This window comes from Acinetobacter rathckeae, assembly GCF_015627125.1.
GTDB lineage: Bacteria > Pseudomonadota > Gammaproteobacteria > Pseudomonadales > Moraxellaceae > Acinetobacter > Acinetobacter rathckeae.
Genome location: NZ_VTDO01000003.1, coordinates 138,346 through 154,754 on the forward strand (window position 1 = coordinate 138,346; position 16,409 = coordinate 154,754).

Sequence of the window (16,409 nt, forward strand, 5' to 3'; positions counted from 1 at the left end):
AGCATCAAACAGACAAAATAATAGCCTTAGGAAATGATATTTACATCACACTTATCTAGGTTATTATATATTCAAAATTAAAATAGTGATAATCATATGAATAACCACACAGCATTCACTCCGAAACAGACTGAAATTCAATATGCAGATGAAATAGAAGCACTACAAGACATTGTTCAACACGGCGTAGGCGTTCAGCGTACCGACAATAGCTTTGACTTCATCATTGATACATTTTTAGGAAGGCTACCTTATGGTGTAGATTCTAGTCAGTTCTCCACCCGAAAACGATTTGTATTAATACAGCAACGCATCAGCACAATTGGCTCGGTCATTATGATGTTTAGCTGTAGTCTATTAACCATTATTATGACTGCTGTGGCGATCTCTAACTTTTGGTATATGGGCTTTGTTGCCCTTCTCTTTGTATTTTTGGTTTACTACAGCTTCAAAACATTTAAAAAATCTCTGGCACTCTACAATGCCATTAAAAACTTACAACAAACTGTGCCCGATATTGAGAAAACACATACCGTTGTGAATGAAGCAGAAATCGCTCAAATGTTTGCTCAAGACCGTTTAAAAAGCAGAATGATTGGTGCTGTACTCATCGCTGTCTGTAGTTATCTTTGTTACACCATCTACTATGGCACAATCCACAAGGTCTGGATTTTTTCGCTGATTGCACCTTGTGGATTTATTTTGGGCATTGGTAGCCTCATTACAGGAATGAATAAGCCAGAAATACTATATCGTCATGGCTATGCACAAGCACGTTGGAAAGATCTCCCCCTAGTCATGAAAGTGTGTATGTTTTTAGGCGTACTTGCCTCTGTACTCACGTGGGCATGGATCAAAGGCTTTTTAGCCCTTTAAATAGAGTATATATTTCACATCATCAAAAACTAAAAATTAGCACCCTATTGGTAACGCAGAAATATCTAGGATCAGATCTTCGCTGATCCTTCTACTCAATTAAATTACACCAGAATCATTAGGATGTGCTTCTAAGCGTTTAAAAGACTCACTTTTTGGTAAATTCAAAGGAAGGCTCTGTGGAGGTATCGCTGATAAAAACCACTTTTTATACAGTTTATCCATTTGACCAGATGTCCACATAGATATAATGACACGATCAACAAGTAGTTTCATCCGAGCATCATCTTTAGCAAACATCACGCCATATGGCCCTACAGATAATACTGGCCCAACCACCTCAAAACGCTTAGGGCGCACTGATTGATGTATAAAACCAACCAATGCATTTTCATCCAGAATAAATGCATCTGCCTGCCCCAACTCAAAAATAGCAAAAGATTCAGCATCATCTTGACCATAGACATGCTTTACATCAATTTGTGCACCTTTGGCATTTTGTTTAATATACTTATCAGCCGTTACACCTTCTGTGGTCACCACCGTTCGACCATTTAAATCAGCAAAACTTCTCAGACCTGAATTGGCTCTGACTAACATTCGCACTTCTGAAACAAAGTAATTGATTGAGAAGTCGACTTGCTTTTGACGAAACATGGTATGTATGGTCGAACCACATTCCATATCAATCTTGCCATCATTTAAATCTGACATGCGTTTTTTTGCATTCACCACTTGGTACTCTACCCGCAAATCAGGTAAATGATGCTCTGCTTTAATCACATCTACAACACTTTTACAGACATCAATAGCATAGCCTAACACCTGACCATTTGCTGTATATGACATTGGAATAGACGAATCACGGTGCCCTATTACAATTGCCCCACGTTCTTTAATTTTTGTTAATGTATCTGTTGCATACGTCTGTGAAATTCCTCCAAAAAAACCACATGACATAACAACTGTAAATAGATATAGATGCTTCATTTTTATTACCTAAATTGATCAAGACATAGAGTCAAGTATGTTGTTTAAAACAGCTCAACACCTACTCACCCAAAAAATATCCCTCATAAATTGATGGTTATACTCACTTTTTATTTTATCTATATGAGTTTTATTCACAGTCTCTTGGCTTTAAACAAGTCAATCTAAAGCGTATTGAACATGCACACAGACTATGCCAATGATGTTCCTTTTTGAATAATTAGCCCCTTTGGTTAGCCCAACATAACTTGCGTTTTGTTAAATACTTAAAATAAATCCTATTTTAATATAATCGACCGTACACCCCATCAAAAGCAAAATAAAAATCACATTAGTAAAAATAAATGCAAAATGTATCACAAAATAAATAAATTTAAAATAAATCTGCTTTTTATTCTTACAGACATATTAGATATTCCCTATCCTACAATCTAAGACACAATTAACGAGCTAAGACAATAATGGATTGATTCTTTCTTTACAGATTTAACATCGTTTTGTTAATGCATCTGCCATTTTTCTTCGGTATGATGACCAATCTATACATAAAAACATACCTCTTTATTAGGAAGGATCATGCACGAGGAAACAGGCCCATCGTGGGGCATGCGTGGCTTAAGAAAATGGTTAGGTACAGCACCAGAAACCAGAGATGAATTGCTCAAACTAGTACAAGACTCTAAACGCTTTTTAGAACCAGATACCGTGGCAATGCTTGAAGGGGTACTTGACCTTCCTGCAACCAAAGTTCGTGAAGTGATGACCCCACGCACGGCTATGGTTAGCTTACAAGAAAATGACCAACTGCTTGATATCTTGCCGATTCTTATTGAATCTGCACACTCTCGCTTTCCTGTGTTTTGTGAAAACCATCCAGACACGGTGGTTGGTGTTTTACTGGCCAAAGACCTGTTGCCTTTTTTGTCTGAACCTACTGCAAAAGTCGATATTTCTGCACTGATTCGTCAACCCCTATTTATTCCAGAAAGTGCTCGATCAGACCAAGTCTTGCGTATGCTAAAAAACACCCAAACCCATATTGCCATTGTAATTGATGAACACGGAGCAACCTCTGGACTGGTCACACTTGAAGATATTTTGGAAGAAATTGTTGGCGAAATTGAAGATGAACACGACGATGCCAACGAAGAAAGTCAGCTGATTTTACCCGACCCAAAACACAATGATAAACCTGCTTGGATTGTGCAAGCACTCACGCCTATCGAGCATTTTAACACTGTATTAAATGCTCATTTCTCAGATGATGAAGTGGAAACAGTCGCAGGCTTACTACTTCAAGAAATTGGTTTAGTCAACGACTTAGAAGGCCAAGTGATTGAGCTTGAAGACTGGACCTTTACCATTGTGACCGCAGATGCTCGCACCATTCAACTCATCCGAGCTGTACGCCAATGAGTCTAAAAGACATCCACGTACAAAAAATGCCACTTGCGTTATTGTGCTTCGTCACACTCACAGCAGGTGGTGTTTTTAGTTTATCGCTTGCGCCTTATGGTTATTGGTGGTTAGCACTCATTTCACCTGCACTGTTGTATGCTTGTTTACATGCTCGAACTGCTCCACAAGCCTTCCTTTTAGGGTGGTGTTACGGCATTGGCTTATGGTTCGTTGGTGCATTTTGGTTATACACCTCTATACACCAATATGGCGACACCAACTCAGCAATTTCTGTCCTGCTCATTGCTCTACTCGCCATCATCATGGGTTTATTTAGTGCCGTATCTACTTGGGCTTATAGACGTTTTTTCCCTGAAACACCGCTCACATTCACGCCCATTTGGATTTTATTTGAATGGTTAAAAACATGGCTCTTTACAGGGTTTCCATGGTTATTTGTCGGTTACGCATTTACGCAAGCATACCTAGACGCATACGCACCACTTTTTGGGGTGTTTGGTGTGTCGTTTATTGCTGTACTCATTGCCTGTGCATGTGTAGAACTCTTTAAAAAACACTTCTTTTGGCTTATTCCAATCGTACTTGTAGTGCTTGGAGCATGGGGAGCAAGCCTACTGAATTTTGTCACTCCCAAAACAGAAAAACCACTGTCTGTGTCTTTAATACAAGGCAATATTCCACAAGACTTAAAATGGCAAGAAGCCTACCAATATAAGACCTTAGACATTTACAGTGCATTGAGTGCATCAGAATGGGGGCGTGATTTAGTCCTTTGGCCTGAATCATCTATTCCAATGTTACAAACATCGGTACAACCTTTTCTAGACCAAGTAAGCGAGCATGCCAAGCAAACGGGCTCGGCATGGGGTGCAGGCATGTTGTATTACGATGAAAAAGCATCTGAACATGCCAATAAATGGTTACTCTACAATGTACTCATGCTTACAGGTCAAGATGCCTCGGGCTTATACAAAAAACAACGCCTTGTACCTTTTGGTGAATACGTTCCTTTTGCAGGGCTACTCAAATGGGTACTGCCTGCATTGCAAAATGACCCAAGTGGTGGCGGACTTTCCGCAGGACAAGCCCCTCAACCACATTTAAATATTAAACATCATGCACTCGGTGTTGCCATTTGTTATGAAGTGGCTTACCCCAACTTAACCCGTTTAAATGCAATCGGCAGTGACTACATGGTGACTATTTCTAATGATGCATGGTTTACAGGTACTGCGGGGCCTTGGCAACACTTACAAATGGTACAAATGCGTGCCAAAGAAAATGGCCGTTGGTTCATGCGTGCCACCAATACCGGCGTCACCGCATTTATCAATCAACATGGTCAAATTGTGGCTCAAGCACCACAAGACCAAGCCTTAGTTCTACGCCATGATGTCCCTGCATTTACAGGACAAACCTTATATAGTCGTTTAGGTGACTATCCTGTCTTATTGTTTTGTGCTGTTTTATTGTTATTGGGCTTACATTATCGCCCACGTACCATTGATGTCTCTTTTAAATCAAGATGTTAATTGAACCAGCTCATGGCTTAAACACACGCCATGAGCACCCCCAATAAAACATACTGTTGGTTGATCTACAGATGAATAACCCACTGCCTTTTCGTATTCGTGTTGCTGTACCTGTCCCAATTCACGAATATTTTGATTACGAAGTATCTGCACAACAATATGCCGATATTCAAGCAGGCATGCGGGTCACTGTACCTTTTGGTCGCCAAACCTGTGTAGCCATTGTGATAGAAAAAGTGGCCTTAGATGTTCCACCATCAACACAATTTAAACTCAAAAAAATTATACAAATACTCGATGAACAACCGTTAATTGATCCACATATTCTCCAATTACTCACGTGGTCAGCCCAGTATTATATGTATCCGCTGGGCGAGGTCATACAAAGTGCCTTACCCACACGGCTTAGACAAGGTCATCATTACGATTGTGTCACCACGCAATGGCAACTGACTCCATTAGCCCATGAAGAAAATACACTCAAACAACTCAAACGCTCAGAGAAACAACGCCTTGCGGTTGAGTACATACAAACACACCCTCACGGCGTACTTGAAACTGAACTGAACCTACACGGTATAAGTACGGCCACGCTAAAAGCATTAGAAAAAAAACAATTAGTACAACAAAATGAAGTCCAGATTGACTTTAGCCGTAAGCCTGTCGGGTTAGCAGAAAAACAACTCACCGCCAACACAGAGCAATTACAAGCCCTTGAACAAATTGTACCTACACTGCAAAACTATGCAGGCTATTTACTTGATGGCATTACAGGCAGTGGTAAAACTGAAGTGTACTTACAAGTCATGTGGCAGGTATTAAAGCAAAATAAGCAAGTATTGGTTTTAGTCCCCGAAATTGGCTTAACTCCGCAAACAATTGCTAGATTTCGAGCACGGTTTGATTGCCATATTGCCTTATTACACTCAGGGCTAAATGACACAAAACGCTTACATGCGTGGCAACAAGCTCAAACAGGGCAAGCAGGTATTATTTTAGGTACACGCTCAGCGTTATATACCCCAATACCCGACTTAGGGCTGATTATCTTAGATGAAGAACATGACCTTTCATTTAAGCAACAAGAAGGCTTTCGCTACCACGCCAGAGATGTCGCACTGTATAGAGGCTATTTAGCCAAGTGCCCTGTGATTTTAGGGTCAGCAACCCCTAGTATAGACAGCTTTGCTTTAGCCAAACAAGGCAAGCTCAAGCACATTATGCTCAACCAAAGAGCAGGCCATGCTCGCATGCCCAAAATGCAGATTTTAGACTTAAAAATTGCCCCTAAACAGCATGGTTTAAGTCTAATCCTGATTGAAAAAATCAAAGCGACATTACAGCAAGGTCAACAAGTTTTGGTTTTTTTAAATCGGCGTGGCTATGCCCCTGTACTGATGTGTGAGTCCTGTGCATGGCAAGCCAACTGCCCCCGCTGTGATGCACATTTTACCTTGCACACCCAACCGTACCAACACTTACACTGCCACCACTGTGGTCTGATACAAACCTTGCCAAAACAATGTCCTGCCTGCCAACACCCCACCCTTAAACCGATTGGCTTAGGCACAGTTAAAATTGAAGAAGGCTTAAAAGAGCTTTTTCCTGAGCATGATGTATTACGAGTAGATAAGGACAGCACCCGCCACGTAGGCAGTTTAGAAAAAATATATGCACAAATTCATGCAGAAAAACCCCTCATTTTACTCGGCACGCAAATGCTGGCCAAAGGGCATCATTTTCCACATGTGAGTTTAGTGGCCATTTTAGATATAGATGCAGGCCTACTCAGTGTTGACTTTAGAGCCCCCGAACGTACTGCACAGCTCATCACTCAAGTGGCGGGACGTGCAGGGCGTGGCGACTATCACGGCGAAGTGATCTTGCAAACACTTCGGCCAGAACACCCTATACTGCACACATTGCTTGAACACGGCTACCGTACGTTTGCCGAGCAAACCCTCAAAGAGCGAGAAACCGCCTGCTTACCACCCTATCGCTACAGTATTTTAATTCGCAGCGATGCTAAAAATGAACAACACAATCTAGCGTTTCTCAGCCAAAATGCCAAACTATTGACTGACAATGCACAGCAAAGCGTAGATGTTTGGGGGCCAATACCCGCACCCATGCAACGTAAGGCAGGAAAATACCACGCACACATGCTATTACTTGCAAGTAGTCGAGTGCAGTTACACCACTACGTCAAACATTGGTGGCAATATGTGCGTGCAACCGCACCTTCAGATATTCGATTGTCTATTGATGTTGACCCACAAGAGTTTGGGTAAAATTGACTTTATTGGTATGTCTGTCATATAACTAACAACTGCCTCAAACAGACCATAGAAATATACAATAAAGGCGAGTCCATGAATAATAAACACCTGAATATTTATCAATTTTTCTGGTCACTGTCTAAACAAAGATTCACTCGAGCAAAACCCGCTTTTGCTTTATTACTTGTCATTATTATTGCGTCATCTGCTTTAAGTAGCCTTGTACCATATTTAATGAAAGACATTGTAAATTATAATGAAAGCACTCAAACCAATACACCATCCTACCTGAGTATGTTGTACCTACTCGTTATTGCATATGCAGTTGCATGGCTTATGGAACAATTAACTGAATGGACTAAAAACCTCTTATCTGCATATATTTTAGCTAACTTTGAATCAGCACTGATTTATAGCACTTTAGAACATTTCTTTCAGCTCACCTACAATGAACAAAAAAAGCTAAATGTAGGTATATTTAACTCAGATGTTCAGCGAGGAACGTCCGCTTTTGGCCAAGTGAACTACACATTTTTTCTGAGTATTTTACCCATTTTGGCACAGCTTATTTTTATGTGCATGGTTTTAGCAACCAGTATTAATACAATATTTAGCTTCGCTTTTCTTATCAGCATAAGCATTATTTTTTATGTAACCTATAGACTTAATAAAGCGTCCTCAAATGCATTCAAGCAAATATATGAGTCTAAAAACCAAGTTAATAAATTTTTTATTGAAAAAATAAGTATGCCCTATGAGATTAAAGTCAATCATTCAGAACAACATGAGCTAAACAAGTTTGATCTTTTAGTAAATACCTTTCGTTCAAAAACATTTCAAAGCAACAGCAAAATCAGCTTCATTATGATGCGCCAAGTGCTCTTTATTGGCATATTTCTATTATCGTTTATGCTTGTATCGGCATATCTTTTTCAAAATAAAGCCATTAATTCAGGTATTTTTGTTTTAGTCAGCACTTATATTATTCAACTCACCACGCCTTTTATACTTATATCTCAAACCATTATGCGATTAAATGGCAATTTAATTTCACTTGAAAAGTTATATGGCTATTTCCAATGTCCTAAAGATCATCCATTAAAAGCAGATCAAGATACCTTTGATCACACCATGCACCACCCTACTGTCTTCGAGTTTTCAAATGCAACCATTACGCTAGGTGATCAAACATTAACCACATTTAACCACCAGATTTTAGGTCAAAAAACATATGCTGTTATTGGCAAAACAGGCTCAGGCAAAACCTCTTTTATTAACTATTTACTAGGCATAGAAAAAATACATGCTGGGCATTTAAGTTATAAAGGCATTGATATATCTCAAGCTCATACACATAAAACCTATCAAGACATTGCCTTTGTGAGCCAAGATCCTAAACTCATTTCTGGAAGTTTCAGAGAAAATTTGGTCTACAACTCCACCCATAAAATCACTGATGATGACATCATAGCTTTCTTAAAGAGTTTTAATTTAGCCCACCTTCTAGCTGACAACCACATCACACTTGATGATTCAATTGACCTGATCAGCAACAATTTTTCAGGTGGTGAGCTACAAAGAATAAATATTATTCGAGCACTGCTCAAAAAGCCAAAAACCCTTATTCTTGATGAACCCACATCTGCCTTAGATCAATCTATGGCAATCAAAACCATTGAGATATTAAAACAAAATGTGAGTACCATCATTATTATCACCCATGCAAAAGATTGTATTAACTTGTGCGATGAAATCATTAATATCGAAGACATGAAAAATACTCATGCAATCTAAAGCCTCAAACAGGCTTACATTGATATTCCCATTTTTAATTTAACTGGCGTACTTCTACGGTTTAAAATACAAGTGGCCACTAAATTTGGCAAGACGAGGAGACTTTCACGGAAAAGCGATCTTACAAACGCTTCGGCCACCCCCATACATACACGGCTATACAGCATCTTTACGTCACCAATGATGAATAACGAGGTGCTACAATCAACATGGTAATATTTTCACCTACACAGCCATAAAATTGATAAATCACTGTATTCAAACCGATCAAAAAATTTAAATAAAATGATGCTATCAACACCAAAAAACAGCATAAAAAGCAATTTTTCGTATAAACATGTTGTGCCATAAATGGCACATCCAAATTGAATTTTTATTTTCCACATCTTGTTCTATTGTCTAAATGTGGCTTCGCAAACAACCTTAAACACTGCGATTTCACAAATAACTTATTGAACTATAGAAGGAAAATCAAGATGACAAACTTAAACTACCAATCAACCATTTGGACACGTGCAGATGCTTTAAAAGTACATGAAAACGATCCAACCACAACCCAACCGTTAGTTTCACCCAACTTTCCAGTCATGAGTAATGACGTATTCATTTGGGATACCATGCCACTACGTACCCTCGATGGTACGATTGTTTCTGTTAATGGGTGGTCTGTAATTTTCACACTCACTGCAAAACGTAGCCCAGAGGTATTTATTGCCAAAGATGGTACATACGATATTACAGCCGACTGGAATGACCGCCACGGTCGTGCACGTATTTGCTTTTGGTATTGTAAAGATGGTAAAAGCTGGATTTACGGTGGCCGTGTCATGAAAGAAGGGGTATCACCAACCTCACGTGAATGGGCAGGAACACCTATTTTACTCAATGATCAGGGTGATATTGATTTGTACTATACCTGTGTAACACCAGGTGCAACCATTGCCAAAGTTCGCGGTCGTATCGTAACAACAGACAAAGGGGTAAGTGTTGAAGGCTTCAATACAGTAAAATCACTCTTTCCAGCAGATGGTAAATATTACCAAACTGAAGCACAAAACCCTTATTGGAACTTTCGTGACCCATGCCCATTTATTGACCCCAATGATGGACGCTTATATATGGTCTTTGAAGGCAATGTTGCAGGGGATCGAGGCTCTCATAAAGTGGGCTCGGCTGAAATGGGCAGTACACCACCAGGCTATGACCAAGTTGGCGGTGCACGTTATCAAACAGGATGTATTGGTTTAGCCGTTGCGACTGATTTAACTGGTGATAACTGGAAAATTTTACCACCACTGGTGACGGCTGTTGGTGTAAATGACCAGACTGAACGCCCCCATTATGTATTTAAAAATGGGAAATACTACCTCTTTACCATTAGCCATAAATACACATATGCTGATGGATTGACTGGACCTGATGGTGTCTACGGTTTTGTCAGTGAAAGCCTTACAGGCCCATATCGCCCAATGAATAGCTCTGGTTTAGTGCTTGGAAATCCATCATCACAGCCTTACCAGACCTACTCACATTATGTTATGCCCAATGGTTTAGTCACCTCATTTATTGATTCTGTGCCTGTACCTACACCTAATCCCAAAGACTTACAGTATCGTATTGGTGGGACAGAAGCTCCAACTGTACGAATTGAGTTAAAAGGAGATACTTCATTTGTCATCGAAACACTAGACTATGGCTATATCCCTGCAATGCGTGATATTAAGTTAAGAAAGCGACGTAGTGGTCTAAGTAGTATTCTTGACGATATTCTTAACCTTAATTTAACTCAAAAAGAAGCGGCCTAATTGCTTTTGAGTCTAAAAGGGGGATATCTATGCTACTTCATGAACTATCGATTGTAGAAATCATTAAAACATGGTGGCAAGGTGATATGACATTTTATGGTGTCCTGATGTCTATAGTCATGGCTATACTTCGTATGATATATACAGGAGCTTCATGGACCATAACCATTTGCGAAGGCTTGCTGTGCGGTGCACTGACCCTTACCGCAGTATCAACAATGAATTACTTTAATGTACCATCTGACCTTACGGTTGCGATCGGTGGTTTTATTGGATTCATTGGGGTAAAAAAGCTTACCGTCTATATTCATCGTTTTTTAGATAAAAAGTTATAAACACTTTTACCTGTAAAGCTGGTTTGTTCTCAAGCCAGCTTTATCTTAAATTTTGAATATGCCGCACCACTACACCAATAATTCTAATTTTATGTTGAATCGAATTAATCTTTGCAAAGTCAGGGTTTAACGGAATCAATTCAAACAATTCACGACCGTATTCATCATAGCTGATCACTCGGTACTTTTTAAACGTCACTTCGTAATCACTATTTTCTGCAATGACAAAATCGCCAGGTTTAGCGCATAAATTAGGGTCAATAATAATGTGATCCCCTTCTGAAAACCGAGGGAGCATACTCTTCCCAACAATTTGAACACTAAAAATATCTTCAGGTAAACTGCCCTTATAATCACTATAAGTAAACCCTAGAATATTACTGCCATCATAAATGACTTCACGAAACTTCCCTGCTTGTACAAAATCCAATACTGGTATTTTGCTTAGGCCGTTATGATTATAACTCACATTATTATATGCATTTTTAACGTCAGGTACTGCACTATCCTCTTTTCCAGTTAATAACCATTCAATAGATACATTCAAAAGCTCAGCAATTGCATTTAGACTTTCTAATTTCGGTTGGTTTTCGCCACGTAGCCATTTGGTAACAGCAACGCTAGATTTACCTGTTGCCCTAGAAATATCAGCTTGTTTCAACTTCATTTCATTGAGCTTTTGCTGTATGCGCTCATGTAACAACATATTTAGTATCCTAGATTAACAATTGCTATCTTCTACAAGAAAAATTAACTTTAATTATATTAAACCAAATTATTGAAACTTAAGTTAGATAGTGATACCCTAAAATCTCAAATAAACCAACTTAAGTTAACTAAAGTGTTCAAATAGAGGACCGTTTTTCGATATAAAAACATTTGGTTCAAAAAAGTTAGATAAAAACACCTAAATAGCTCATATAAATAATATAGGATTTTTTGTTATGATGAAATGTCCCGTTTGCCATCATACCTCTTATACACGTACAAGTCGCTACCTATCGGCACAAACCAAAGAGGTATATTACCAGTGCCAAAATATGAGCTGCTCTACTACATTTAAAACCATTGAAAGTGTAGATAAAATCATCTCAGAGCCACTATTAAAAAAACAAACACGCATTCTTGAAACAAGCCAATGAATACCTATGTGGCATAGTTATTAATCTTAGATATGCCAAAGTGGCAAAATATATGGCAATGTAAAATGAGTTATGCAAAAAGTTATCGCAGGGAGATCAGCCTTCTGGCGTTACCATGAACATACTATTCGCTCTAACATTTTTTATAAATGAAAGACTCAAATTATGTGGGCTACAACGTGCTAAATCACTTCAAATTAGAGCCAGTATAGTTTGAGCAATAAGAGCTGTATTACGACAATTTCATAATGGAATGCTTTTCATAAAAAATAGTAAATACTAGCCAATACATTCGGTTAATTTTCGGGTGTATTACCCATATACTTGTGTCTATTTTTACTTAACCAGTCGACTGTTACGATCTAAAACATAATGTTGAATAAATACTTACAAAAGTTTCAACTTAACACCCCAATCATATCTATGTGACTATCTTATCTGCACACTTTCATTTTAAAATAACAATGACTCACATTTGCACGTAGTACACAGGCGGCATCATGTCTTTACTCCTCCAAATTACACTGTTTCTCGCAGCCAGCTTACTGATTGTGCCTTGTGCAAAACACTTCGGAATTTCTACCGTATTAGGCTATCTCATTACAGGGATTATGCTTGGGCCAAGCGTACTCAACATTGCACACGATGCCAATGCAATCATGCAACTGGGTGACTTTGGTGTCATTTTTTTAATGTTCCTGATTGGCCTAGAGCTCAGACCACAGCGACTTTGGAAACTCAGACAAGCCATTTTTATGATGGGAAGCTTACAAGTCACCATCACAGGTTTGGTATTGATGCTGATCATTTGGCTTGTATTCAAACAAAGTATTGCAGCCAGCTTTTGTATTGGCTTTGCACTCGCACTGTCTTCTACCGCATTTGTCTTACAGCTTCTTAATGAAAAACAACAGCTCAACACCAGTTATGGGCAAAATGCATTTTCCGTTTTACTCTTTCAAGACATTGCAGCGATTCCGCTATTAGCAGTTATTCCATTACTGGCAGGGACATCCAGTACCCATCATGGCATTGCTTATTTTGCAGCCATTATCGCGGTATTTAGTGGCTTATTCTTATTTAGTCGTTTTGTCATGCGTCCCTTCTTCCGCTTTGTTGCACGCAGTGGCGCAAGTGAATTACTGACTGCAGTTGCCCTCTTTATTGTCTTATCTACTGTATTACTCATGGATATTTTAGGCATTAGCACCACATTAGGCGCTTTTCTAACAGGGGTTTTATTGGCAGATTCAGAGTTTCGCCACGAATTAGAATCCAATATTGCACCTTTTAAAGGACTACTGTTAGGGCTATTTTTCATGACCGTGGGCATGACCACAGAACTTTCTGTCCTCTTTAGTCACCCATTTCTAATCATTGGCTGTGCCATTGCCTTACTGCTGATTAAAGCCACTGTCATGCTATTGATTGCACGGCGTTATAAAAACAGTTGGAAAAATAGTCTTTTATTGGGAACATGTCTTGCTCAAGGCGGTGAATTTGCCTTTGTGGTGTTTAGCGTTGCCCAAAGCAAAGACATTCTGTCAAATGCCATCACCCAACCTGTCACGCTCATTGTGACTTTATCTATGGTACTGACGCCCATTTTGTTTTGGCTCGTTTCACGCTACGTTATTCCTCGCTTTGACACCACATCAAATACAGCATTTGATGACATTCCCGAACACAATGCACCCATGATCATTGCAGGATTTGGTCGTGTTGGACAAATTGTTGCCCGTATTGCTCGACTACAGCACATTCCATTTACCGCCATCGACTCAAGCTTGCAACAAATTCAATTCGTTCGCCAATATGGTGGTACGCTCTACTATGGCAATGTCACACAGCCTGAGCTACTGCGTGCCGCAGGTATTGAGCATGTGAAAATTTTTGTGCTGGCCATAGACAATGTCGAAGACTCAATCCACACAGCAAGACACATTTGCCTACACTACCCACACATTAAACTCTTAGTCCGTGCTCGAGATCGTTACCACGTTCATTTACTCAAAGAAATTGGCGTGGTACACATTTGGCGTGAAACCTATTTATCGGCATTGGGTATGGCCTATCGAGCCTTACGAGAACTGGGTATTGATGAAACCGACGCCTATCAACACATTGAACTCTTTCGTGACTATGATGAAAAACTGCTCACAGAACAGCAAAGCATTGACCAAGATGAACAAAAAGTTTTTGAAACCCATAAAAATGCACTTGCAGAGCTAGAGCATTTGTTTGAACGAGACAGTGCCGTCACAGATGAAACATCATCGGTGAATTTAAAACGCAGTTGCAATACATCACGAGTAGATGTGTCAACAAAGGATCAATAGTCACTTGTGTTTTTACACAATGCCACCATCTACCGCTTAGATTGGAGAAAAATATGTCAAACTTACGTCAACGATTTTATATCGAAAACTGTCCTGTTCGTGGTGAAGTGGTACAACTGACAGACACGCTAGAAACCATTTTAAAACAACGTGATTACCCGCAAGCCATTGAAGTGCTCTTGGGTGAAATGCTCAGTGCAACAGCTCTTTTAGCAAGTACTTTAAAAATAAAAGGCAACATTAGCCTACAAATACAAGCACAAGGTACATTTAAATGGGCAATGGCAGAGTGTAATCATTTAGGACAAGTCCGAGCATTAGCAGACTTTGAAGCAGATGAACGTTTTGCTCAAGCAACAGATAGCAGTACCGTATTTGCAACACTGCAACAACCGATATTATTTATTAATATTGACCCTGAATTTGGTGAGCGTTATCAAGGAATTATTGCCCTTGACCAACCCACATTAGCAGGTTGCCTCATGCAGTACTACGCACTCTCTGCTCAAATTCCAACACATATTGTGTTAGCAAGTGATGAAAAAGCATCGGGTGGTTTACTCATTCAACTTCTGCCACGCACAGAAGAAGAGAAAGAGCATATCGATGACGATCTATGGCCTCGCCTGATTATGCTCACAGATACCCTTAAAGCAGATGAGCTCAAACAACTCGATGCACAAGAAATTCTTTACCGTTTATACAATGAAGAAGAGGTTCGCTTGCCTGAAGTCGAACAACTTGAGTTTTCATGCACTTGCTCACAGCAAAAGTGTAAAAATGCACTGATACAGATTGGTGAAGATGCAGTCAAAGATACCCTAAGTGTGCAAAATCCAATTGAAATGGACTGTCAATTTTGTAATGCCAAATATACTTTTAATGCCGAAGAAGCATTGGCTTTATTTGGTCAGCACTTAAGCTAAACTCAGTCACAAGACACATCATGGCTTAGCTTAAGACTAAAGTCATGATGTATTCTTTGGCTAACATATTAAAATAACAACAAAATATTTATATTTTTTTAAGATTGACCTAATAATGAAACATTAAATTTATATATAACTAGAAGTATATGCTAAAAATATGGTTAACACCCCTATATGCTAGATTATGTAAACCGCTTTAAATATACATTTGCGACTACAGCTGTGATGATGGTTTTGACAATCACCAGCGATGCACATGCCGACCCATCGCCAACATTACAAATTGGCGTAGCAGGTGCTATTGACATACAAGCGTATAAAAACAATAACTTTCCAGTGACCACTTTTCCAAGCATTTTCTTTGATTCAAAACACTTTTATATTGATGGCGATGAAGTTGGGGTATATGCCTTACATACAGAAAAACACCAACTCAAACTTAACCTATATTACGACAGCACCGAATTTAAACCCTCAGACACACTCAGTCAGCTGAATAAGAGACGCCCTGCACTGATGGCAGGAGGCAGTTATACATATATTAGCCCTTATGGTGGCTTTCAAATTTTAGCTGAAAAAGATGTGCAGTCTCGTCGGCATGGCTCATTTGCAACCCTCGCCTACCTTGCTGAAGCACACTACAAACAATGGACATTTTCACCAGAGCTTGGTGTGCAATGGAACGACCAACACTACAATAATTACTACTATGGCGTGAGTCACGCCGAAGCCGAACGTAGCCAAATTCAAGAGTATCGCCCTAAGCAGAGCATACAACCGTACTTTAGCCTAGATATTGGCTACCAAATTAACCCACATTGGACACTCTACACGAGCCACCAAGTCACACGCTTGTCGAGGCAACAGCAACAGAGTCCTATGGTCGACAAAGTGGCTGATGTGAGTAATACCCTAGGCATTTTGTACCGATTTTAAACACAACTTCTCTTTAATCATTTTATCATGTTT

The 16,409-nt window shown here is 39.4% G+C and carries 13 protein-coding genes; 11 read left to right on the top strand and 2 right to left on the bottom strand.

All coding sequences use genetic code 11. From position 1 onward, the window contains the following. Positions 1-96 precede the first annotated feature (96 nt). The gene (locus I2F31_RS06295) at positions 97-876 is read left to right on the top strand and encodes a hypothetical protein (RefSeq protein ID WP_195769440.1); all 780 of its coding nucleotides are present in this window, start codon (positions 97-99) and stop codon (positions 874-876) included. Between the two features lie 99 nt (positions 877-975). On the opposite strand, the gene I2F31_RS06300 is transcribed toward I2F31_RS06295, so the two are convergent. Next, positions 976-1,866: an amino acid ABC transporter substrate-binding protein gene (locus I2F31_RS06300; RefSeq protein ID WP_195769441.1), complete on the bottom strand. Its 891-nt coding sequence runs from the start codon at positions 1,864-1,866 to the stop codon at positions 976-978. A gap of 576 nt (positions 1,867-2,442) precedes the next feature. On the opposite strand from I2F31_RS06300, the gene I2F31_RS06305 reads away from it, so the two are divergent. The 6 genes from I2F31_RS06305 to I2F31_RS06330 all read left to right on the top strand — a co-directional run bounded on the left by I2F31_RS06305 (position 2,443) and on the right by I2F31_RS06330 (position 11,030). Beyond that, positions 2,443-3,282: an HlyC/CorC family transporter gene (locus I2F31_RS06305; RefSeq protein WP_195773659.1), complete on the top strand. Its 840-nt coding sequence runs from the start codon at positions 2,443-2,445 to the stop codon at positions 3,280-3,282. Beyond that, positions 3,279-4,817 carry an apolipoprotein N-acyltransferase gene (gene lnt / locus I2F31_RS06310; protein WP_195773643.1) on the top strand — a complete coding sequence of 513 codons (1,539 nt, stop codon included), beginning with the start codon at positions 3,279-3,281 and terminating at the stop codon, positions 4,815-4,817. The genes I2F31_RS06305 and lnt overlap by 4 nt, the downstream gene beginning before the upstream one ends. Positions 4,818-4,888: 71 nt before the next feature. Then, positions 4,889-7,108 (top strand): primosomal protein N', encoded by a 2,220-nt coding sequence (locus I2F31_RS06315; RefSeq protein WP_195773644.1) that lies wholly within the window; start codon positions 4,889-4,891, stop codon positions 7,106-7,108. An 81-nt stretch (positions 7,109-7,189) separates the two neighbouring features. Beyond that, a complete protein-coding gene (locus I2F31_RS06320) occupies positions 7,190-8,890 on the top strand; it encodes an ATP-binding cassette domain-containing protein (protein WP_195769444.1) in 1,701 nt (566 codons plus the stop codon). A gap of 476 nt (positions 8,891-9,366) precedes the next feature. Beyond that, positions 9,367-10,695, top strand: a complete 1,329-nt coding sequence (locus I2F31_RS06325; protein WP_195769445.1) for a glycoside hydrolase family 68 protein — start codon at positions 9,367-9,369, stop codon at positions 10,693-10,695. 29 nt (positions 10,696-10,724) lie between these two features. After that, a complete protein-coding gene (locus tag I2F31_RS06330) occupies positions 10,725-11,030 on the top strand; it encodes a phage holin, lambda family (RefSeq protein WP_195769446.1) in 306 nt (101 codons plus the stop codon). A 40-nt stretch (positions 11,031-11,070) separates the two neighbouring features. On the opposite strand, the gene I2F31_RS06335 is transcribed toward I2F31_RS06330, so the two are convergent. Further along, a complete protein-coding gene (locus tag I2F31_RS06335; protein WP_195769447.1) occupies positions 11,071-11,736 on the bottom strand; it encodes a LexA family protein in 666 nt (221 codons plus the stop codon). A gap of 238 nt (positions 11,737-11,974) precedes the next feature. Here I2F31_RS06335 and I2F31_RS06340 point away from each other — a divergent pair, with 238 nt between their 5' ends. From I2F31_RS06340 to I2F31_RS06355, 4 genes are all read left to right on the top strand, one after another. Beyond that, a complete protein-coding gene (locus tag I2F31_RS06340) occupies positions 11,975-12,172 on the top strand; it encodes an ogr/Delta-like zinc finger family protein (protein ID WP_195769448.1) in 198 nt (65 codons plus the stop codon). Between the two features lie 500 nt (positions 12,173-12,672). Next, complete coding sequence (locus I2F31_RS06345) at positions 12,673-14,511, top strand: monovalent cation:proton antiporter-2 (CPA2) family protein (RefSeq protein WP_195769449.1); 1,839 nt, start codon at positions 12,673-12,675, stop codon at positions 14,509-14,511. Between the two features lie 53 nt (positions 14,512-14,564). Next, complete coding sequence (gene hslO / locus I2F31_RS06350) at positions 14,565-15,437, top strand: Hsp33 family molecular chaperone HslO (RefSeq protein ID WP_195769450.1); 873 nt, start codon at positions 14,565-14,567, stop codon at positions 15,435-15,437. Between the two features lie 177 nt (positions 15,438-15,614). Next, entirely contained in the window at positions 15,615-16,376 is a 762-nt protein-coding gene (locus I2F31_RS06355) for a MipA/OmpV family protein (protein ID WP_195769451.1), read from the top strand. Positions 16,377-16,409: the final 33 nt, after the last annotated feature.